The 19,966-nt window shown below is 70.4% G+C and carries 23 protein-coding genes; 13 read left to right on the top strand and 10 right to left on the bottom strand.

Annotated elements, in window-relative coordinates:
- Positions 1–247 precede the first annotated feature (247 nt).
- Positions 248–991 carry a response regulator transcription factor gene (locus ACFWP7_RS12325; protein WP_384380158.1) on the bottom strand — a complete coding sequence of 248 codons (744 nt, stop codon included), beginning with the start codon at positions 989–991 and terminating at the stop codon, positions 248–250.
- A gap of 220 nt (positions 992–1,211) precedes the next feature.
- Here ACFWP7_RS12325 and ACFWP7_RS12320 point away from each other — a divergent pair, with 220 nt between their 5' ends.
- The 5 genes from ACFWP7_RS12320 (at position 1,212) to ACFWP7_RS12300 (ending at position 6,175) form a co-directional block, all read left to right on the top strand.
- The gene (locus ACFWP7_RS12320) at positions 1,212–2,564 is read left to right on the top strand and encodes a ferric reductase-like transmembrane domain-containing protein (protein ID WP_384380155.1); all 1,353 of its coding nucleotides are present in this window, start codon (positions 1,212–1,214) and stop codon (positions 2,562–2,564) included.
- Positions 2,565–2,643: 79 nt separating this feature from the next.
- Complete coding sequence (locus ACFWP7_RS12315; protein ID WP_384380152.1) at positions 2,644–3,096, top strand: FMN-binding protein; 453 nt, start codon at positions 2,644–2,646, stop codon at positions 3,094–3,096.
- Between the two features lie 125 nt (positions 3,097–3,221).
- The gene (locus ACFWP7_RS12310; protein WP_384380260.1) at positions 3,222–4,559 is read left to right on the top strand and encodes a ferric reductase-like transmembrane domain-containing protein; all 1,338 of its coding nucleotides are present in this window, start codon (positions 3,222–3,224) and stop codon (positions 4,557–4,559) included.
- 19 nt (positions 4,560–4,578) lie between these two features.
- The gene (locus ACFWP7_RS12305; RefSeq protein ID WP_384380149.1) at positions 4,579–5,394 is read left to right on the top strand and encodes an FMN-binding protein; all 816 of its coding nucleotides are present in this window, start codon (positions 4,579–4,581) and stop codon (positions 5,392–5,394) included.
- A 43-nt stretch (positions 5,395–5,437) separates the two neighbouring features.
- Positions 5,438–6,175 (top strand): FAD:protein FMN transferase, encoded by a 738-nt coding sequence (locus ACFWP7_RS12300; RefSeq protein ID WP_384380257.1) that lies wholly within the window; start codon positions 5,438–5,440, stop codon positions 6,173–6,175.
- Between the two features lie 81 nt (positions 6,176–6,256).
- Here the strand turns inward: ACFWP7_RS12300 and ACFWP7_RS12295 are convergent, their stop codons facing one another.
- The 5 genes from ACFWP7_RS12295 to argC are packed head-to-tail and all read right to left on the bottom strand — an operon-like array spanning position 6,257 to position 11,102.
- A complete protein-coding gene (locus ACFWP7_RS12295; protein ID WP_384380146.1) occupies positions 6,257–6,793 on the bottom strand; it encodes an arginine repressor in 537 nt (178 codons plus the stop codon).
- A 7-nt stretch (positions 6,794–6,800) separates the two neighbouring features.
- Positions 6,801–8,009: an acetylornithine transaminase gene (locus tag ACFWP7_RS12290; protein WP_384380143.1), complete on the bottom strand. Its 1,209-nt coding sequence runs from the start codon at positions 8,007–8,009 to the stop codon at positions 6,801–6,803.
- Complete coding sequence (argB, locus tag ACFWP7_RS12285; RefSeq protein ID WP_384380140.1) at positions 8,006–8,917, bottom strand: acetylglutamate kinase; 912 nt, start codon at positions 8,915–8,917, stop codon at positions 8,006–8,008. Before argB ends, ACFWP7_RS12290 begins: the two co-directional genes overlap by 4 nt.
- Positions 8,914–10,065, bottom strand: coding sequence for a bifunctional glutamate N-acetyltransferase/amino-acid acetyltransferase ArgJ (gene argJ, locus ACFWP7_RS12280; RefSeq protein WP_384380137.1), 1,152 nt, complete (start codon positions 10,063–10,065; stop codon positions 8,914–8,916). Before argJ ends, argB begins: the two co-directional genes overlap by 4 nt.
- Positions 10,062–11,102 carry an N-acetyl-gamma-glutamyl-phosphate reductase gene (gene argC, locus ACFWP7_RS12275; protein ID WP_384380134.1) on the bottom strand — a complete coding sequence of 347 codons (1,041 nt, stop codon included), beginning with the start codon at positions 11,100–11,102 and terminating at the stop codon, positions 10,062–10,064. The genes argJ and argC overlap by 4 nt, the downstream gene beginning before the upstream one ends.
- A 92-nt stretch (positions 11,103–11,194) precedes the next feature.
- On the opposite strand from argC, the gene ACFWP7_RS12270 reads away from it, so the two are divergent.
- The 4 genes from ACFWP7_RS12270 (at position 11,195) to ACFWP7_RS12255 (ending at position 14,282) form a co-directional block, all read left to right on the top strand.
- Complete coding sequence (locus tag ACFWP7_RS12270; RefSeq protein WP_384380131.1) at positions 11,195–11,935, top strand: VOC family protein; 741 nt, start codon at positions 11,195–11,197, stop codon at positions 11,933–11,935.
- Positions 11,936–12,163: 228 nt separating this feature from the next.
- Positions 12,164–12,673: a TMEM175 family protein gene (locus ACFWP7_RS12265; RefSeq protein ID WP_384380128.1), complete on the top strand. Its 510-nt coding sequence runs from the start codon at positions 12,164–12,166 to the stop codon at positions 12,671–12,673.
- Positions 12,674–12,764: 91 nt separating this feature from the next.
- On the top strand, positions 12,765–13,568 hold the full coding sequence (locus tag ACFWP7_RS12260) for an SAM-dependent methyltransferase (RefSeq protein WP_384380125.1): 804 nt from the start codon (positions 12,765–12,767) through the stop codon (positions 13,566–13,568).
- Between the two features lie 78 nt (positions 13,569–13,646).
- Positions 13,647–14,282, top strand: coding sequence for a class I SAM-dependent methyltransferase (locus tag ACFWP7_RS12255; protein WP_384380122.1), 636 nt, complete (start codon positions 13,647–13,649; stop codon positions 14,280–14,282).
- Between the two features lie 59 nt (positions 14,283–14,341).
- Here ACFWP7_RS12255 and ACFWP7_RS12250 read toward each other — a convergent pair whose 3' ends face one another.
- Positions 14,342–14,746, bottom strand: a complete 405-nt coding sequence (locus ACFWP7_RS12250) for a DUF5997 family protein (RefSeq protein WP_384380119.1) — start codon at positions 14,744–14,746, stop codon at positions 14,342–14,344.
- Between the two features lie 132 nt (positions 14,747–14,878).
- On the opposite strand from ACFWP7_RS12250, the gene ACFWP7_RS12245 reads away from it, so the two are divergent.
- Complete coding sequence (locus tag ACFWP7_RS12245) at positions 14,879–15,658, top strand: LysR substrate-binding domain-containing protein (RefSeq protein ID WP_384380116.1); 780 nt, start codon at positions 14,879–14,881, stop codon at positions 15,656–15,658.
- Positions 15,659–15,688: 30 nt separating this feature from the next.
- A complete protein-coding gene (locus ACFWP7_RS12240) occupies positions 15,689–16,192 on the top strand; it encodes a DUF6314 family protein (protein WP_384380113.1) in 504 nt (167 codons plus the stop codon).
- Here the strand turns inward: ACFWP7_RS12240 and ACFWP7_RS12235 are convergent.
- Entirely contained in the window at positions 16,189–16,773 is a 585-nt protein-coding gene (locus ACFWP7_RS12235; RefSeq protein ID WP_384380110.1) for a histidine phosphatase family protein, read from the bottom strand. The genes ACFWP7_RS12240 and ACFWP7_RS12235 overlap by 4 nt on opposite strands.
- A 62-nt stretch (positions 16,774–16,835) precedes the next feature.
- Positions 16,836–17,273: a GNAT family N-acetyltransferase gene (locus ACFWP7_RS12230; protein ID WP_384380107.1), complete on the bottom strand. Its 438-nt coding sequence runs from the start codon at positions 17,271–17,273 to the stop codon at positions 16,836–16,838.
- Positions 17,274–17,437: 164 nt separating this feature from the next.
- Between ACFWP7_RS12230 and ACFWP7_RS12225 the strand changes: the two genes are divergently transcribed.
- Positions 17,438–17,638: a DUF1918 domain-containing protein gene (locus ACFWP7_RS12225; protein ID WP_384380104.1), complete on the top strand. Its 201-nt coding sequence runs from the start codon at positions 17,438–17,440 to the stop codon at positions 17,636–17,638.
- A 1-nt stretch (position 17,639) separates the two neighbouring features.
- On the opposite strand, the gene ACFWP7_RS12220 is transcribed toward ACFWP7_RS12225, so the two are convergent.
- Positions 17,640–18,872 (bottom strand): glycoside hydrolase family 10 protein, encoded by a 1,233-nt coding sequence (locus ACFWP7_RS12220; protein WP_384380254.1) that lies wholly within the window; start codon positions 18,870–18,872, stop codon positions 17,640–17,642.
- A 168-nt stretch (positions 18,873–19,040) separates the two neighbouring features.
- Here ACFWP7_RS12220 and ACFWP7_RS12215 point away from each other — a divergent pair, with 168 nt between their 5' ends.
- Positions 19,041–19,901, top strand: coding sequence for a 3-hydroxybutyryl-CoA dehydrogenase (locus ACFWP7_RS12215; RefSeq protein ID WP_384380101.1), 861 nt, complete (start codon positions 19,041–19,043; stop codon positions 19,899–19,901).
- Positions 19,902–19,966 lie beyond the last annotated feature (65 nt).

Here is a 19,966-nt window from a genome sequence, read left to right as displayed (position 1 = left end):
CGAAGCCCTCGCATCCCACCCTCTCGCAGGCGCCCGCCACGCAGCCGAAGGCCTCTCGTCCCACCCTCGCGCAGACGGCCCACGCGCAGCCGAAGCCCTCGCATCCCACCCTCTCGGAGACGCCCGCCACGCAGCCGAAGCCCGCGCGCCCAGCTCCCTGGGAACCAGCCCGCTCGCAGCCGGCCCGCTCGCAGCCGGCCCGCTCGCAGCCGAGCCACCGGCCCCCGCACCCCCGCCCACCGCGCCCTCACCGGCCCACGACCGGTTTGAGGACGTACCCCGCGCCCCGCACCGTATGGATCATGGGCTCGCGGCCCGAGTCCACCTTCTTGCGCAGATAGGAGATGTAGAGCTCCACGACATGGGCCTGGCCGCCGAAGTCGTACGACCAGACGCGGTCGAGGATCTGGGCCTTGCTGAGCACCCTGCGCGGGTTGCGCATCAGATAGCGCAGCAGTTCGAACTCGGTCGGCGACAGTTCGATCAGTTCGCCGCCGCGGGCCACCTCGCGGGCCTCCTCGTCCATCACGAGGTCGCCGACGACGAGCCGTGGTCCCTCGTCCAGCTGGCGGGCCATGCCCGCGCGGCGCAGCAGGCCGCGCAGCCGGGCGACAACCTCCTCCAGGCTGAACGGCTTCGTCACATAGTCGTCGCCGCCCGCGGTGATGCCGGTGATGCGGTCCTCGACGGCGTCCCGTGCGGTGAGGAACAGGACGCAGACGTCGGGCTTCACGGCGTGCAGATCGCGCAGTACGGCGAAGCCGTCGGTGTCCGGGAGCATGACGTCGAGGATGACGGCGTCGGGCAGCAGACCGCGCGCCTCGGTGACGGCCGCTGCCCCGTCGCCCGCCGTCCGTACCTCCCAGCCCTCGTAGCGCAGGGCGCCGGAGAGGACCTCGGCCAGGTCCGGGTCGTCGTCGACGACGAGGACGCGGACGGGGGTGCCGTCGGGGCGGGTGAGCTCGGGGCGGCCGGAGCGGAATCTGTTCATGGCTTCTCACAGCATCGCCCCTCGTCGGCTACGGGGCCGCCCGGTCAAGCTCTGAGTTTCCTCTGAGTGCACCGACACGGCTCGCGGCGGGTCACCCAGGTGTACGCACCCCTCGTAGGCCGCCCGCTCGGAGATGCGGACCGCACACGCCGCCCGCTCAGAGCCCGCTCAGAGGTGCGGACCGCACAGTTGCCTCCCGGACAGCCGAAAGGACGAGCACATGACCACCGTGTACGAACAGCGTGCGGCGCCTGCCGTGCCGCTGGGGGCACGCCGTTCCCCGGCCGGGCCGCTGCTGGCGCTGCTCTGGGCCGGTGCGCTCGCCGTGGTCGCGCTGTGGTGGGCGGACACCCGTTCGGTGGTCGGAGCGGCGGGCTGGCTGACCGACGCCGGGCGGATCGCCGGGCTGCTGTGCGGCTACGGCTGTGCGGTGCTCGTCGCTCTGATGGCCCGGGTCCCGCTCCTGGAGCGGCGGATCGGCTCGGACCGGGTGGCCCGCTGGCACGCCATGGCGGGGCGGTACACGATCTGCCTGCTGGTCGCGCACGTCACGCTGATCCTGTTCGGGTACGCCGCCCAGGACGGCAGCGGGATCGTGCACGAGCTGACGACCGTCGTCCTCACCTACCCGGAGATGCTCAAGGCCACGGCGGGCACGCTGATCCTGGTCGCCGTCGGGATCCTGTCCGCGCGTGCGGTACGGCGCCGGGTGAGCCACGAGTTCTGGTACTACGTGCACCTGCTGACGTACGCCGCCCTCTTCCTCGCCTTCGGCCATCAGCTCGCGCTGGGTGCCGACTTCACGGGCAACTCCCTTGCGCAGGCCGCCTGGTACGCGCTGTATCTGGGCGCCGCGGCGCTGGTTGTCTGGTTCCGGATCCTCACCCCGGTCCGGCTCAATCTGCGCCACCGGCTGCGGGTGGAGTCGGTGCACCAAGAGACGTCCGACGTGTTCTCCGTCGTCGTACGCGGGCGGCACATCGATGAACTCCGGGCGCAGCCGGGGCACTTCTTCCGCTGGCGATTCCTCGCGGACGGAATGCGCTGGACCTCCTCCCCGTACTCGCTGTCGGCGCCGCCCCGACCTGACCTGCTGCGCATCACGGTCAAGGCGCTCGGCGGCCACAGCGCGTCCGTCCCGCTCCTGCGTCCCGGAACACGGGTGTGGGCGGAGGGCCCGTACGGCTCACTGACCGCGGACCGACGCAGCTCGCACAAGGTGCTCCTGATCGCGGCCGGGGTCGGCATCACTCCGCTGCGGGCCCTGTTCGAGACGCTGCCGGGTCAGGTCACGCTGCTCTACCGGGCACGGACGGCCGAAGACCTCGCACTGGGCGCCGAGTTGGAGGCCATCGCCCGGTGGCGCGGGGCACGCGTGGTGTACGCGCTCAACGGCGCGGACGGCTCCCGGCCGCCCTTCACGGCCCAGACGCTGCGTGCGGCCGTCTCCGATGTCGGCGCGCACGACGTGTACGTGTGCGGGCCCGACGCCTTCGCACGGGACGTGTACCGGGCGTTGCGCGCGGCAGGAGTCCCTGACCGCCGCATCCACCACGAGTCGTTCGAGCTGTGAGCACCGTAGATCCCGTGAAGCGCAGAAGAGCTGTGCGCACCGTAGATCCCATGAAGCGCAGGAGAGTTGCGAGGACCCCGTGCACGCCCTGAACCGGAACCGCCCGCTGCGCCGCGTCGTGCTGGCGACCGCCGCCACCGTCTCCAGTGTCGTACTGCTGCTGTCGCTGAAGCCGCACAGCACGCCGGCCGTCGCCCTGCCCTCCACCAGCGGCACGAGCTCGACCGGGAGCAGCAGCCCCGGCACCGGGACCACCACCGGGACGCTCACCGGCACCACCGTGCAGACCCGCTACGGACCGGTGCAGGTCCGCGTCACCCTGAAGAGCGGCAAGATCACCGACGTCACGGCCGTCACCTATCCCCAGGACAACCCGAGGGACCAGCAGATCAACAGCTACGCGATCCCTCAGCTCAAAAGGGAGGCGCTCGCCGCGCAGAGCGCCAACGTCGACACGGTGTCCGGTGCCACTTACACGAGCGACGGTTACCGCCAGTCCCTCCAGTCCGCGTTGGACTCCGCGGGCAATTGAACACTCCGCGGTCCTGTCACGTACCTGTGGGCCAAGGGGGCCCCTCCCCTTTCCCCGTCCCCACGGACGACCACGGAGGAACCGTGTCCACGATCGCCGGTGGCCGCGCCGCGCGGCGCCAGACCATGCGCCGTATCCGCCCTCGCCGCTCCCCCGCCGTCCTGCTGCTGCTCGCTGTCTGGGCGGGTGCGGCCGGGGTCATCTGGCTGTGGTGGAGCAACACGCCGTCCATCGCGGACCACACCAGCCGGATGATCAACGCGGGCCGGATCACAGGACTGTTGGCCGGGTACTTCATGGCCCTCGTGGTGCTGCAGATGGCCCGGGTGCCCGCCCTGGAGCGCCGGGTGGGTTCCGACCGGGTGGCCCGCTGGCATGCGATGAGCGGCCGCTACACGATCTCTCTGGTCGTCGCCCATCTCGTGCTGACGATGTACGGCTACGCACTCCAGTCCGGCCGGACCTTCGGCGACATCGTCCAGCAGACCATCGACTCGGTCAACCAACTGCCCGACATGGGCAAGGCCGCCATCGGCACCGGCCTGTTGTTCCTCATCGGCCTGCTCTCCATCGGCCCGGTACGCCGCAGGATGCCGTACGACACCTGGTACCACATCCATCTGCTCACCTACGCCGCCGTGTACCTGTCGTTCTGGCACCAGCTCTCCACCGGCAACGACTTCGCCGTCCAGCCCGCCGCGACGACGGCCTGGTACGCGCTGTACGGGACGGTGACCGCGCTGATGATCTGGTACCGGATGATCGTGCCGGTCCGGCTGAACATGCGGCACCGGATGCGGGTCGAGGCCGTGATCGAGGAGGCGCCGGGGATCGTGTCGGTGCTGATCAGCGGGCGGAAGCTGCACCGGATGGGTGCCGAGGCCGGGCAGTTCTTCCGCTGGCGCTTCATGGCACCGGGGATGCGGCTCAGCTCCCACCCGTACTCGCTGTCGGCGGCCCCCCGCCCCACCATGCTGCGCATCACCGTGAAGGCGATCGGCGACCACAGCGCCGCGCTGCGCGAGCTGGAGCCCGGCACCCGGGTCTGGGCCGAGGGCCCGTACGGCGCGCTGACGGCGTCCAAGCGCAGCCGCGGAAAGGTTCTGCTGGTGGCCGGCGGCGTCGGCATCACGCCGATGCGGGCGCTGTTCGAGACACTCCCGGGCTCCTCCGGTGACCTGACGCTGCTCTACCGGGCCAACAGCACCCAGGATCTGGCCCTGTGGGACGAGCTGGCGGCCATCTCCAAGGAGCGCGGGGCCCGCCTGATGTACGCGGTGAACAGCCCCGAAGGGGAGCGCCCGGACATCTCGGCGGACAGCCTGCGCCGCAAGCTGCCGGACATCGAGAGCCATGACGTCTTCATGTGCGGGCCGCCCGGCTTCGCGCAGCAGGTGTACGAAGCACTGCGCGGCGCGGGAGTCCCCGCCCGCCGTATCCATCACGAGTCGTTCCAGATGTGAGCGACGGGAGTCAGGAGCGATGAAGAAGAGCCACCCCCTCAGGCGTGTCGTGCTCGCCAGCGCCGCCACCGTGTCCGGGATCGTCCTGCTGCTGTCTCTGAAGCCCGGGTCCGACCCGGCCTCCGCTTCGGCGCAGGGCGGAGCGGCTGCCCAGGCGACGGTGGCCGGGCAGGAGTCGCCGCAGGGCGGCAGCTCGGACCAGTCGTCCTCCGGAACGCGTACGGTCACCGGAAGCGTGGCCGACACCCAGTACGGGCCTGTCCAGGTCCGTCTCACCCTCAGCGGCGACAAGATCACCAAGGCCGAGGCGGTCCAGGCGCCCAGCGGCGGCCAGAGCACCACGGTCACCGAGGACGCCGTACCGAAACTCAACCAGGCGGCCGTCGCCGCGGGCACCGCCGACATCGACGCCGTCTCCGGTGCCACCTACACCAGCGCCGGATACAAGAAGTCCCTCCAGTCGGCCCTCGACCAGGCCGCCAAGAGCGCACCGGCCGCGCCGGCGGCATCGCCGTCCCAGCCGGCCGCGTCGTCCGCGGCAGCCGCGGCGCCCGCCCCCGACGGCCAGACCGTCGACGGCGATGTCGTCCAGACCCAGTACGGGCCCGTCCAGGTCCGCCTCACCCTGAACGGCACATCGATCTCCAAGGCCGAGGCCATCCAGGCACCCAGCGGGGGACAGAGCACGGAGGTGACCAGCAATGCCGTACCGAAGCTCAACCAAGCGGCCGCAGCCACCCAAAGCGCCGACATCGACGCGGTCTCCGGAGCCACCTACACCAGCGCCGGATACAAGAAGTCCCTCCAGTCCGCACTGGACAAGGCCGGTGCCTGACCCGGCGGAGGCCCTGCCCGCGCTGCGCCACGTCGAGGAGGTCATGGGCACCGTCTTCTCGTTCGACGTGCGCGGCGGTGAACCAGCCGCCGTCCAGGCCGCGTTGGAGGCGGCGGTCGCCCAACTCCGCCGGGTGGACGAGGTGTTCAGCACCTACCGCCAGGACAGCCAGATCTCGCGGCTGGCGCGCGGTGAGCTGACGGTCGCCGAGTGCGATCCGGAGGTCGCCGAGGTGCTCGACCTGTGTGTCGAGGCGGAGCGGCTCAGCGAGGGCTGGTTCAGTACGACGTACGAGGGACAGCTGGACCCGACGGGTCTGGTGAAGGGCTGGTCGACCGAGCGCGTGGCCCGGCTCCTCGCCGCGGCCGGGGCGAGCGGGGTCAGCGTGAACGGCGGTGGCGACGTCCAGCTGTGCGGCGTGCCCGGACCGCAGCGGCCGTGGCGGGTCGGCGTGGCGGATCCGCTCCGCCCGGGTTCCCTGGCGGCCGTGGTCTCCGCCGCCGGCGCCGACGAACTGGCCGTGGCCACCTCCGGCACCGCCGAGCGCGGTGCGCACATCGTCGACCCGCGCACCGGCAAGTCCGCGGTCACCGACCTGGTCGCCGTGACGGTGGTGGGCCCCAGTCTGACCTGGGCGGACGCCTGGGCGACGGCGGCCTTCGCGATGGGCTCACGCCAGGCACTGGACTGGCTGGAGTCACTCCCGGACGTGGATGCCCTGCTCATCACCGCGGGGGACGAGGTCAGGTGTACGGGCGGGCTCGCTCGACGACTCGGGTGACTGGATCGCCCCGTCAGGGGCACGGGGAAGCACGATCAGGCGCGGCCCCGAGACCGGGCCGCGCCTCCATTCCCGTACACCTCAATGGGTGTTCTGAGCCAAACGCAAAAGGTGATCGGCCAACGCCTGCCCCCCGGCAGGCTCCCGGCTGATCAGCAGCAAGGTGTCGTCCCCGGCGATCGTGCCGAGAATGTCCTGCAGCTCGGCCTGGTCGATGGCCGAGGCAAGGAACTGCGCCGCCCCCGGCGGGGTACGCAGCACCACGAGGTTCGCGGAAGCCTCCGCGGAGATCAGCAGCTCCGCGGACAACCGCCGCATCCGCTCCTCCTTCGCCGACTCCCCCAGCGGCACGCGCGGCGTACGGAAACCGCCCTCACTCGGTACCGCATAGATGAGGTCGCCGTCGTTGTTGCGGATCTTCACCGCGTTCAGCTCGTCCAGATCCCGGGAGAGCGTCGCCTGCGTGACGTGCAGCCCGTCGTCGGCGAGCAGCTTCGCCAGCTGGCTCTGCGAACGCACCGGTTGCCGGTTGAGGATGTCCACGATCCGGCGGTGGCGTGCGGTGCGGGTCTGCGGTACGGCAGGCCCTGCGTGCTCGTGGTCCTGCGCCTGACTCATCGTCGTCTCATTCCCCGGTTCGTCCTTCCCCGTCGACCGCGTCGAGGACACCAGGGAGAGCCTGGAGAAACGCGTCCACTTCGTCATCGCCGAGGTTCAGCGGCGGCATCAGCCGTACGACATCGGGGGCGGGCGCGTTGACCAGGAGACCGGCATCCTGAGCCGCCTGTTGCACCTGCGGTGCGAGCGGCTCGGTGAGCACGATACCCAGGAGCAGGCCCGCACCCCGGACATGGTCGATCAACGGATGCCCGAGTGACTCGATTCCGTCCCGCAGTTTCTCGCCCGTGCGCTTCACGTTCTCGAGGAGCCCCTCGGACGCGATCGTGTCGAGTACGGCGAGTCCGGCGGCGCAGACGACCGGGTTGCCGCCGAAGGTCGTGCCGTGGTGGCCCGGCTTCAGCAGCTCGGCGGCCCGGCCGAAGGCGACGGTAGCGCCGAGCGGCAGCCCGCCGCCGAGCCCCTTCGCCAGCGTGACCACGTCCGGCAGGACACCCTCGTGCGCCTGGTACTCGAACCAGTGTCCGGTCCGGCCGATTCCGGTCTGTACCTCGTCCAGGACGAGGAGCGCGCCGGTCGCGGCGGTGATCGCGCGGGCGGCCTTCAGATAGCCGGCCGGGGGCACGACCACGCCCTTCTCGCCCTGCACCGGTTCGATGATCACCAGTGCGGTGTCCTCGGTGACCGCTGCGGCGAGGGCCTGCGGGTCGCCGTACGGAACATGGGTGACGTCACCGGGCAGCGGCAGGAACGGGTCCCGCTTGCCGGGCTGGCCGGTGAGCGCGAGGGCGCCCATGGTCCGGCCGTGGAAGCCGCCGTGGGTCGCCACCATGTGCTTGCGGCCGGTCAGCCGTCCGATCTTGAAGGCGCTCTCGACGGCCTCGGCGCCCGAGTTGCAGAAGTACACCCGGCCGTCCCGACCGAAGAGCTGGAGCAGCCGTTCGGCGAGCGCGACGGGCGGCTCGGCGACGAACAGGTTGGAGACATGGCCGAGCGAGCCGATCTGCTTGCTGACCGCCTCGACGATCGCCGGGTGGGCGTGCCCGAGCGCGTTGACCGCGATGCCGCCGACGAAGTCGAGGTACTCCTTGCCGTCGGCGTCCCACAGCCGGGTGCCCTCGCCGCGCACGAGGGGCAGCCGCGGGGTGCCGTAGTTGTCCATCAGCGAGCCCTGCCAGCGCTGGGTGAGCTCTGCGTTGGTCGCGGTCCCTGTCATGCGTCCCCCTCGGTGGTCTCGTCCGGCACGACCATCGTGCCGATCCCCTCGTCGGTGAAGATCTCCAGCAGAATCGAGTGCTGGACCCGGCCGTCGATGACCCTGGCCGTGGTGACGCCATTGCGTACGGCGTGCAGACAGCCCTCCATCTTCGGCACCATGCCGCTGGCCAACTCGGGCAGCAGCTTCTCCAGTTGGGTGGCGGTGAGGCGGCTGATCACCTCGTCGCTGTTGGGCCAGTCCTCGTAGAGGCCCTCGACGTCGGTGAGGACCATCAGGGTTTCGGCACCCAGCGCCGCAGCGAGTGCCGCAGCCGCCGTATCAGCATTGACGTTGTAGACATGTCCGTCGTCCTGGGAGCGGGCGATCGAGGAGACGACCGGGATACGGCCGTCGGAGAGCAGTGCCTCGATGGCACCCGTGTCGATCGCGGTGATCTCGCCGACCCGGCCGATGTCGACCAACTCGCCGTCGATCACGGGCCGGTGCTTGGTGGCGGTGATGGTGTGCGCGTCCTCGCCGGTCATGCCGACGGCGAGCGGCCCGTGCTGGTTGAGCAGCCCGACCAGCTCACGCTGCACCTGCCCGGCAAGCACCATGCGTACGACGTCCATCGCGTCCTCGGTGGTGACCCGCAGGCCCGCCTTGAACTCGCTGACGATGCCGTGCTTGTCGAGGGCGGCACTGATCTGCGGGCCGCCGCCGTGCACGACGACGGGCTTGAGGCCGGCGTGGTGCAGGAAGACGATGTCCTGTGCGAAGGCGGCCTTCAGGTCCTCGTCGATCATGGCGTTGCCGCCGAACTTGACGACGACGGTCTTGCCGCGGTGCCGGGTCAGCCAGGGCAGCGCCTCGATGAGGATCTGGGCCTTGGGGAGTGCGGTGTGTTTCCGCGTCATGTTGCTCATGAGCTGTAGGCGCTGTTCTCGTGGACGTAGTCCGCGGTGAGGTCGTTGGTCCAGATCGTGGCGGTCTCCTCGCCTGCGGCGAGGTCGGCGACGATGTGGACCTCGCGGTAGCGCATGTCGACCAGGTCGCGGTCCTCGCCCACACCGCCGTTCCTGCAGACCCAGACGCCGTTGATGGCGACGTTGAGTTGATCGGGCTCGAAGGCGGCTTTCGTGGTGCCGATCGCCGAGAGCACGCGGCCCCAGTTGGGGTCCTCGCCGTGGATCGCGCACTTGAGGAGGTTGTTGCGGGCGATGGAGCGGCCCACCTCGACGGCGTCGTCCTCGGTCGCGGCGTTCACCACCTCGACCTTGATGTCCTTGCTCGCGCCCTCGGCGTCCCGGATGAGCTGCTGTCCGAGGTCGTCGCAGACCTTCCGTACGGCCTCCGCGAACTCGCCCTGTTCCGGGGTGACTTCGGACGCCCCGGAGGCCAGCAGCAGCACGGTGTCGTTGGTCGACATGCAGCCGTCGGAGTCGACGCGGTCGAAGGTGGTGCGGGTGGCGGCGCGCAGGGCGCGGTCCAGTACGTCGCTCTCCACGTCGGCGTCCGTCGTCAGGACCACGAGCATGGTGGCGAGGCCGGGGGCGAGCATGCCGGCGCCCTTGGCCATGCCGCCGACGGTCCAGCCGTCGCCGGTGACCACGGAGGTCTTGTGGACGCTGTCGGTGGTCTTGATGGCGATGGCGGCCTTCTCGCCGCCGTGCTCGCTCAGGGACGTGGCCGCCGTCTCGACTCCCTTGAGCAGCTTGTCCATCGGGAGCAGCAGGCCGATGAGGCCGGTGGAGGCGACGGCGACCTCGGCCGCGTTGAGCCCGAGGGTGTCGGCCACCTTCTCGGCGGTGGCATGCGTGTCCTGGAAGCCCTTGGGTCCCGTACAGGCGTTGGCGCCACCGGAGTTGAGGATCACCGCGGTCACCCGGCCGCCCTTGAGGACCTGCTCCGACCAGAGCACCGGCGCGGCCTTCACACGGTTGGAGGTGAAGACGCCCGCGGCGGCCGGACGGGGCCCGTTGTTGACCACGAGGGCCAGGTCGGGGTTGCCGTTCTCCTTGATGCCTGCTGCGATGCCGGAGGCGGTGAAGCCCTTGGCAGCGGTGACGCTCACGGTGCGACTCCGATCGTGGAAAGACCCATGTCCTCGGGAAGCCCGAGGGCGATGTTCATGCTCTGGACGGCACCGCCCGCGGTGCCCTTGGTGAGGTTGTCGATGGCGCTGATCGCGATGATGCGGTGTGCGGCGGCATCGAGGGCGACCTGTACCTGGACGGCGTTGGAACCGTAGACAGACGCCGTCGCGGGCCACTGCCCCTCCGGCAGCAGGTGCACGAACGGCTCGTCCGCGTACGCCTTCTCGTATACGGCCCGTACGGACTCCGCGGTGACGCCCGGCTTCGCCTTGGCGCTGCACGTGGCGAGGATGCCGCGGGGCATCGGGGCGAGGGTCGGCGTGAAGGAGACCGTGACGGGCTCGCCCGCTGCGGCGCCGAGGTTCTGGATGATCTCGGGGGTGTGCCGGTGGCCGCCGCCGACGCCGTACGGCGACATGGAGCCCATCACCTCGCTGCCGAGGAGGTGCGCCTTGGGCGATTTGCCGGCACCCGAGGTCCCGGAGGCGGCGACGATCACGGCCTCGTTCTCCGCGAGGCCCGCCGCGTACGCCGGGAAGAGCGCCAGGGAGGCGGCCGTCGGGTAGCAACCGGGTACCGCGATGCGCTTGGACCCCTCCAGCACGGTGCGGGCGCCCGGCAGCTCGGGGAGGCCGTACGGCCAGGTCCCGGCGTGCGCGGAGCCGTAGAACCGCTCCCAGTCGGCCGGGTCCTTCAGCCGGAAGTCGGCGCCCATGTCGACGACGAGGACCTCGGGGCCGAGCCGCTCGGCGACTGCGGCGGACTGTCCGTGCGGCAGCGCGAGGAACACGACATCATGCCGCCGGCCCTGACCGGCGAGCACCTCCGGGGTCGTCTCCTCAAGGACACGGCCGGCGAGCGGCAGCAGATGCGGCTGGAGCGCACCCAGTCGCTGGCCCGCGTTGGAATTGCCGGTCAGAGCGCCGATCTCGACCTCGGGGTGCACCAGAAGCAGTCGCAGCAGTTCCCCGCCCGCGTACCCACTCGCTCCCGCCACCGCCGCACGTACCGCCATGGAACCCTCCTCCTCGATGGCATGACTATACGTTTCGCTGCACGTTTATGCAACGCGAATGTTGCCGCGGGCCCGCCCATAGGATCGTCGGCATGGCACTGCGACCGGTTCAGGTGAACATCAAGGCTGTTGACAACTCTGCGGTCGGCCGGTTCTGGGCGGAGGCGCTCGGCTGGGGTGTGTCCAGCTCGGAACCCGGCGTGACCGGCGTCAAGCCCGCCGGCTTCGACTGGCTGGACCCGGCCGACCTGTGCGTCGACGTCATCGCCGTCCCGGAACCCAAGACGGCGGTGAAGAACCGGGTGCACATCGATCTCGCCAGCACCTCTGGGGCCCATCAGGCGGAGTTGGTCGCGCGCCTCCAGGCGATCGGCGCGACGCCCGCCGACGTGGGCCAGGGCGATGTGCCGTGGACGGTCCTCGCCGACCCGGAGGGCAACGAGTTCTGTGTGCTGGAGCCTCGGGAGGTCTACCGGGACACCGGGCCGATCGCCACGGTGGTGGTCGACTGCGAGGATCCGCGGGCCATGGCCCGGTTCTGGGCCGAGGCGATCGACTGGCCCCTGCACGAGGCGACGGACGATCATGCAGTGTTCCGCTCCGCCACGGGGGTCGGCCCGTATCTCGAATTCCTCCGCACGCCCGGCGTGAAGACCGTGCCGGACCGCGTCCATCTCGACCTGGTGCCGGACCCCGGTGACGACAAAGCGGCGGAGGTGGCCCGGCTGCGGGCCCTCGGCGCCACCGACCTCGACGTCGGCCAGGGCGACGTCCCGTGGACATGCCTGGCCGACCCGGAGGGCCACGAGTTCTGCGTCCTCGCCCGTTCCTGATCCGGAGCCTTGACGACACCCTGGCACTCGGGCCCACCCAGGGGCGCCGGGACCGGCTTTCAGCAAGCCTTGGCCGATGCGTTCCCACCCGGACACAACGCCCTACTGTCATCGGCATGACGGAGCCAGTGGCACAGACGCACCCCCACGAGAACGAGCCGAGCGCGGCACGCCTGATCGTTCTGTCCGACGGGATCTATGCCATCGCGATGACACTGCGTCATCAACGTGGCGATCCCGGCACATCTGGAAGACGCCGCATTCCACCGGGCCCTGAGCGACACACTTCCCCACCTCGGCGCCTTCGCCCTCAGCTTCACCCTCATCGCCGGGTTCTGGCGTGATCACCGCCGCATCCTCACCGCCCTGCCCACCGAGACGGCCCTGGTCACCCGCCTGATCCTCCTCGGCCTCGGGCTGGTCGCCCTGCTGCCCTTCCCCACCGGACTCCTGGCCGCGTACGCCTCCCAGCCCGAGGCGGTCGCCCTCTACGCGGGCGCCATGGCCGCGATCCATGCCGTCCACGCAAGCCTGCTGCTGCTCACGGAACGCCAACTGCACCCCTCTCCTGCGGCATCCGACGCCGCGGCCCGCCGCCGCTTCACCGCCCAACTCGGCTCCAGCGTCCTGATCTTCAGGCTCTCCATTCCCCTGGCCTTCGTCAACACGGAAGCGGCCATGTGGTTCTGGCTCACCCTCATCCCCGCCCGCTACGTCATCGGCCGCCGACGCCGGTAACTGCAGGCCTGGGCATGGCACTTGATATGGGAAGCTGTCGTCAGCCGCTCGCGGGCAAGAGGAGCGTGGCGGCCGTCGAGAGGAGCGTCGCGTGAGGCAGGACGGCTACCGTCCCGAGCAGACAAAGTTAGACACCAGCAGGCCACATCCTGCGCGGATCTACGACTATCTGCTGGGCGGCAAGGACAACTACGAGGTCGACCAACGGGCGGCCGACGAACTCGTCGCTGCCGCACCCGAGGCCCGGATCGGCGTACGGGCCAACCGTGCCTTCCTACAGCGCGCGGTCCGTTTCGTCGTCAGCAGCGGTGTCCGTCAGATCCTCGACATCGGCACCGGGCTGCCCACCCCGCCGAACGTGCACGAGGCGGCCCAGGAAGTGGCCCCCGACGTGCGCGTCGCGTACGTCGACAACGACCCGATAGTGAAGGTGCACGCCGACGCCCTGCTCGGCAACTCCGAAGTCACCAGCGTCGTACTCAGCGACCTGCGCGACCCGCGGGCCCTCCTGGACCATCCCGAAGTCCGCCGAATCATCGACTTCGAGCAGCCGGTCGCCCTGGTCCTCGTCGCCGTCCTCCACTTCCTCACCGACGCGGAGAAGCCCGGCGAGGTCGTCGCCACCCTGCGCGACGCGTTGCCGGCCGGCAGTTTCCTGGTGCTCTCGCACGCCACCGGTGACTTCGCCGACCGCGCCGCGGCCCGGGCCGTCTACAACAAGGCCACCGCCACGCTGAACCTGCGCGCCCGCGCCGAGGTCGAGCGTTTCTTCGACGGCTTCGAGCTGCTCGAACCCGGCCTGGCCCAGGTCCCGTTCTGGCGCCCGGACACCGAGCCACCGGCCCGCTCGGCCGAGATCGGCTTCTACGGGGGCGTGGCCCGCAAGACCGGCTGAACCGGCCGGTCCACCCGGCCCGCAGGGTCTGTGACATCTCGCCCTCGGGTCGGCGGCACGTCAACTACCGTCGGTCTCATGTCAATTTCTGACGATGCCCTCCTGGCGGAGCAGATTGCCTACTACCGGGCCCGCGCCTTCGAGTACGACCGGGTCTACGCCGAGCGCGCGGACCTGCGGGAGCTGCTGGCCGCGCTCGACGGTGTCCCCATCGCCGGGGACGTGCTGGAGCTGGCCTGCGGTACGGGTCAGTGGACCGGTGCGTTGGCCGCGCGGGCGCGCTCGGTGACCGCGGTGGACTCGGCGCCTGAGGTGCTGAGCATCGCGCGCGGGCGCGCAGGGTCACCGAACGTGGAGTTCGTCCAGGCCGACGTGTTCGGTTGGCGGCCGGAGCGCCGCTACGACACCATCTTCTTCGCCTTCTGGCTCTCCCATGTCCCGGCGTCCCGGTTCGGGGAGTTCTGGGAGACCGTCGCCGCCGCGCTCGCCCCGCACGGCAGAGCCGTCTTCGTCGACGAGGGCGCCGAGCCCGCCCTTGAGGGCGTCACCTCGGAGGTGCGCAGCCTCGACGACGGCAGCGAGTACCGGATCGTGAAGATCTACCACGAGCCCTCGGCGCTCACCGGCGAACTCGCAGCGCTGGGCTGGTCCGCCGAGGTCCGGCCGCTGGGTGACTTCATCGTCGGGGTGGCCGAGCTCCCGACGCGGCACTGAGGGAAATTCGGTGTGGCCGAGCCCCGACGCCGCTCTACGGGGCTTTGCGGGAGATCAGGTCAGGAACGCGCGCCCCGGGACTGACCGGCTTCGTCGGCCTTCTTGTCCTTGATGCGCGCCGCTTCCTTGCGGACCTCGGCCTGGGTGGCGCGTTCGCGCAGCAGCCACTCGGGGCCGTCCGACTTCAACGCTTCGATCTGCTCCGTGGTGAGGGCCTCGGTGACCCCGCCGCGCGCGAGCCCGGCGATGGAGACGCCCAGCTTGGCGGCGACGACCGGCCGCGGGTGCGGGCCGTTGTCCCGCAGTTCCCGCAGCCACTGGGGCGGTTCGGCCTGCAGTGCAGCCAGCTCGGCACGGGAGACGACACCCTCCTGGAACTCGGCGGGGGTGGCCTCGAGGTACACACCCAGCTTCTTCGCCGCGGTGGCGGGCTTCATCGTCTGGGTGTTCTGGTGCGGCGTCATGGTGTCAAGGGTAACGAGCGTATGGACCGGCTCCGACCAGCACGGCTGCGGGCGGCTTCCTGTGGGCGGGGCCGCCGCCCATCGGCCCACCGCGGTGCCTTGCCACCGCGCCACGGCCGGTAACCTGGCGGAGTGACCGGATCCGAAGCATCCCCGTCGTTCAGGCTCGCGTACGTCCCGGGGGTGACGCCCGCGAAATGGGTGCGGATCTGGAACGAGCGACTGCCCGACGTCCCCCTGACGCTCGTCGCGGTGTCCGCCGCGGAGGCGTTCGACGTCCTGCGCAGCGGCGGCGCCGACGCCGGTTTCGTACGGTTGCCGGTCGACCGTTCGGACCTCAGCGCGATCCCGCTCTACACCGAGACCTCGGTGGTCGTGGTCCCCCAGGATCATGTCGTGGCAGCGGTCGACGAGGTGTCCACGGACGATCTCGCCGACGACATCGTGCTGCATCCCCTCGACGACACCCTCGGCTGGGAGCGTCTGCCGGGGCAGCCCGCGATCGAGCGTCCCGCCACGACGGAGGACGGCGTCGAACTGGTGGCGGCCGGCATCGGAGTCCTCGTCGTCCCGCAGTCACTGGCCCGCCTGCACCACCGCAAGGACCTCACCTACCGCCCCGTCACTGACGCCCCGGAGTCACGCGTCGCCCTCTCCTGGCCTGAGGAGAAGACCACCGACCTGGTCGAGGACTTCATCGGAATCGTCCGCGGCCGCACGGTCAACAGCACCCGCGGACGTACTCCCGCATCCGCCCCGGCCGATCCGAAGACCAAGGCCAAGCGTCCCGAGGCAAGTGGCGGCGCCCGGCGAAAGCCCACAACCGGCAAGGCGACCGGCAAGAGCTCTCGCAGCGGCGGCACCGGAGGCACCAAGGGCGGCAAGCGCGGCAAGCCCCGCGGCCGTTCTTAGGGCCTGGAAAGTGACGGGAAGCGGGACAGAATGGGCGAGTTCCGGCCGGTGAGCGACGTGCTGGCGTACCTGGCCGGGAGCTGGCGGGTGGAGCGCGCGGTGCGGGATCTGGCAAGCGGCGCGGCGGGACACTTCACGGGGACGACGGTTTTCGGACCCCTTGAGGACACCGGCCCCGGACCACTGCAGGAACCCGGTCTTCTGCACCAGGAGTCCGGCACCTTCATATGGCAGGGCACGCCCCGGTCGGCCGAACGGACGCTGCGGTTCCTGCCGGGGCAACGCCCGGGAACCGCGGACGTACGGTTCTCCGACGGCCGCCCCTTCCACGATCTGGACCTGAGCTCCGGGCGGTACGTCGCCGACCACCCCTGCTCGGCGGACCTCTACCGGGGCGAGTTCACCGTCCTCGACGAGCACCACTGGCGGACCGTGTGGTGCGTGGCAGGCCCGGCGAAGGACCTCGTACTCACCACGGACTACACCCGCCAAGACACGGACCACACCCTCCAGGACACGGACTACGGGCCCTAGGACTGAGAGAACGCCCCTTCGAAGCGCAGGTTCCAGCGCCCCCCGGCACCCGTGACGGTGATCGTCGACAAGGGGCGTACGTCCACGTTCCAGTACGTCGAGGGCGGCGCCTTCAGGGCGTAGACGACGGCGGCGCGGACCACGGACGGTTCGGCCACGGCGACGATACGGCCGCCGTCGTCGGCGGGCCGGGTGTCGAGCCAGTTGCCGACCCGGGCGATGAAGGCCAGCAGCGACTCGCCGCCGTGGGGCGTGGAGCGCGGGTCGGCGAGCCAGCCGTCGACGGCCTCGGGCTCGCGGGCCATCGCCTCGCCGAGCGTGAGCCCCCGCCACCGGCCCATGTCGCAGTCGCGCAGGGCGAGTTGTACGAGGGGCGCGTAGCCGAGCGCGTCCCCGGTGGCGCGACTGCGCGGCGTCGGTGCGCAGTAGCGCAGCTCGGCCACGGCCAGCGGCACCAGCTCGTGTGCGGCACGCTGCACTTCTGCCCAGCCCGCCTGGTCCAGCGGCCGGTCGTCCTCGAAACGTTCCGCAAGCAACGTGGAGCTGCGCGCCGCGGCGACGAACGTGACCCGAACATGCATGCCGAGATCGTGGAACGCAGAACTCCGCAGGTCAAGAGGGGCAACGCAGGGTACACGTGACATCACCGCAGGATGAGCGCCATCCACTGGTCCGGGCGGTCCAGCGCCTTGAATCCGAGCTTCTCGTAGACACCGTGCGCATCCTGTGTGGCGAGCAGCACCCGGCGTACGCCGAGCGGTTCGACGTACCCACGTACGGCGGCGACCAGGGCGGTGCCGAGCCCCTTGCCCCGCGCCGCCGGGTCGACGTAGACGTCGCAGAGCCACGCGAAGGTCGCCTCGTCGGTCACCACGCGTGCATACGCCACCTGCTCCCCGGACGTCGCGTCGTAGACCCCGAAGTTGAGCGACCCCGCGATCGCGCGCTCCTGCTTCTCATGTGAACGCCCGACGGCCCAGTACGCGTCGGTGGAGAGCCAGCGGTGCACGCGGTCGACGTCGATGCGGGTGGAGTCGGCGGAGATCTCATAGCCCTCGGGCAGGCTCTGTGTGTCGGTCATACGGGGACAGTCGCAGCTCGCCCTGCCGGGGGTCGAGCGGTTTTCCGTCCCCGCCGCAGTCCGGTTCCCGTGGGCTCCGCCCCAGGCCGGGCCAACCGGCGCCATCGGTCGTAGACTTGGGACCACGGACCGCCACTCCCGTACAGAACGAGGAGGCCGTTCAGATGCACGCAGTCAAGGGCGACCAGTTGGTGCAGCACGGCAGGGTCGTCGGACAGCAGGAGAAGATCGCGGAGATCGTCGAAGTCATGGGTACGGAGGGCGCTCCCCCGTACCGCGTGCGTTTCCAGGACGGGCACGAGGCGGTGTGCTCGCCGGGCCCGGACTCCGAGATCCGACACAAGGACACCGGCGCGGGCGAGTAGCTCAGCGCATGGACCGTGCCGACCGCTGGTAGTGGTCGGCGACGAGGCGTGCCATCGCACCGATCCGGTCGGCCCCGACCTCCTTGGCCGAGAAGAACACGTGTCCGCCCACCTGCGGATAGTCCCCGGCGAGGGTGAGATGCCGGGACAGCTCGGCCGGGTCCTGCCAGGCGGCGGGCTGCGCCGGATCACCGGCCTTGTACAGGGCCTCCCCGACGTACAGCTGCACGCCACTGCCTTCGGCGACCTCGGCCCACCAGGGCACCAGCTTCGCGTAGTCGGCGGCGGCCAGGCCGATGTTCCAGTACAGCTGCGGGCAGATGTAATCGATCCAGCCCTCCCGGACCCACTTCCTGGTGTCGGCGTGCAGATCGTCGTACGTCTGTACGCCGGCCCGGGTCGCCGAGCCGAGCGGGTCGGTCGTCGCGTTGCGCCACACCCCGAAGGGGCTGACGCCGAAGCGTGCCCTGGGCCGGATCCGCTTGATACCGGCCGCCGTCTCCCGCACCAGCCGGTCGATGTTGTCGCGCCGCCAGGCCGCCCGGTCGGGAAAGCCCGCGCCATACGCCGCATAGGCCGCGTCGTCGTCGAAGACCTGCCCGGCGACCGGGTACGGGTAGAAGTAGTCGTCCCAGTGCACGGCGTCGATCTCGTACCTGCTCACGGCGTCGAGCATGGCGTCCTGGACGAAGGCGCGGACCTGGGGCAGGCCCGGGTCGTAGTAGAGCTTCCCGCCGTACGGGACGACCCAGTCGGGGTGTTGGCGGGCCGGGTGGCTCGCCACGAGCCGCGTCGGGTCGGTGTGATTGGCGATCCGGTACGGGTTGAACCAGGCGTGCAGTTCCAGGCCGCGCGCGTGGGCCTCCGTGACCGCGGTGCCCAGGGGGTCCCAGCCGGGGTTCCTGCCCTGGACGCCGGTGAGGTACTGGGACCACGGCTCGTACGGCGAGGGCCACATCGCGTCGGCCGTGGGGCGCACCTGGAACATCACGGCGTTGAGACGGCGGCGTACGGCCGTGTCGAGATGGGCGAGGAGTTCGGTGCGCTGCTGGGCGGCGGTCAGTCCGGTGCGCGAGGGCCAGTCACGGTTGGCGACCGTCGCCAGCCACATCCCGCGCATCTCCCCCTCCGCGCGGGGCCTGCCAGGAGCGGCCGCGGCATCTCTCCCCGTCGCGAGCCCCGACAGCGTCGCCGCCGCGGCCAGCGTGAACGCCCGGCGTGACAGTCGCCCCATCCCCGCACCCCCTACCCAGTGGATCCGCCTCGTCACGGATCGTCTCCTCGCACAGCATGCCCGACCCACACGATCGATCATCGATACTTGGGAGTAACGTGCACGATCGGAGCAGGCCCCTCACAACGGGCAACCTGCCAAGGCCGATGATCAGCGGAAAGGGACGATGTGACCGACATCGAACGCGTCGGAGTGGTGGGCTGCGGCCAGATGGGAGCGGGCATTGCCGAGGTGTGCGCCCGCGCCGGTCTTGACGTCAAGGTGGCCGAGACCACCGGTGAAGCCCTGGAGATCGGCCGTACCCGGCTGTTCAACTCCCTCTCCAAGGCGGCCGAGCGCGGGAAGATCTCCGAGGAGGAGCGGGACGAGACGCTGGCGCGGCTCAGCTTCACCACGGACCTCGGCGAGTTCGCCGACCGTGACCTGGTGATCGAGGCCGTCGTCGAGAACGAGCAGGTGAAGACGGAGATCTTCCAGGTCCTCGACCAGGTGGTGACCCGGCAGGACGCGATCCTCGCCTCCAACACCTCCTCGATCCCGTTGGTCAGGCTCGCCGTCGCCACCTCGCGTCCCGACCAGGTCATCGGCATCCACTTCTTCAACCCGGCGCCGGTGCAGAAGCTCGTCGAGCTGATCCCGGCGCTCACCACGTCCGAGGGCACCCTCAGCCGGGCGCAGGCGCTCGTCGAGAAGGTCCTCGGCAAGCACGCGATCCGCGCCCAGGACCGCTCCGGGTTCGTGGTCAACGCGCTGCTGATCCCCTATCTCCTGTCCGCGATCCGGATGTTCGAGTCGGGCATCGCGAGTCGCGAGGACATCGACAACGGCATGGAGCTGGGCTGCGCCCACCCGATGGGCCCGCTCAAGCTGTCCGACCTGATCGGCCTCGACACGGTGGCCTCGGTCGCGTTCTCGATGTACGAGGAGTACAAGGAGCCGCTGTACGCCGCTCCCCCGCTGCTGCAGCGCATGGTGGACGCGGGCCGGCTGGGCCGGAAGTCGGGCTCGGGCTTCTACACCTACCCCTGATTACGCACCGTCAGACTCAGGCTCACGCGGGCCCGGCACCGCTTTCGGTGCCGGGCCCGTGGCAT

It is taken from the genome of Streptomyces sp. NPDC058470 (genome assembly GCF_042721055.1).
Lineage (GTDB): Bacteria > Actinomycetota > Actinomycetes > Streptomycetales > Streptomycetaceae > Streptomyces.
The sequence above is the reverse complement of the archived record's forward strand: the minus strand, read 5'-3'. Positions and strand labels throughout refer to the sequence as shown.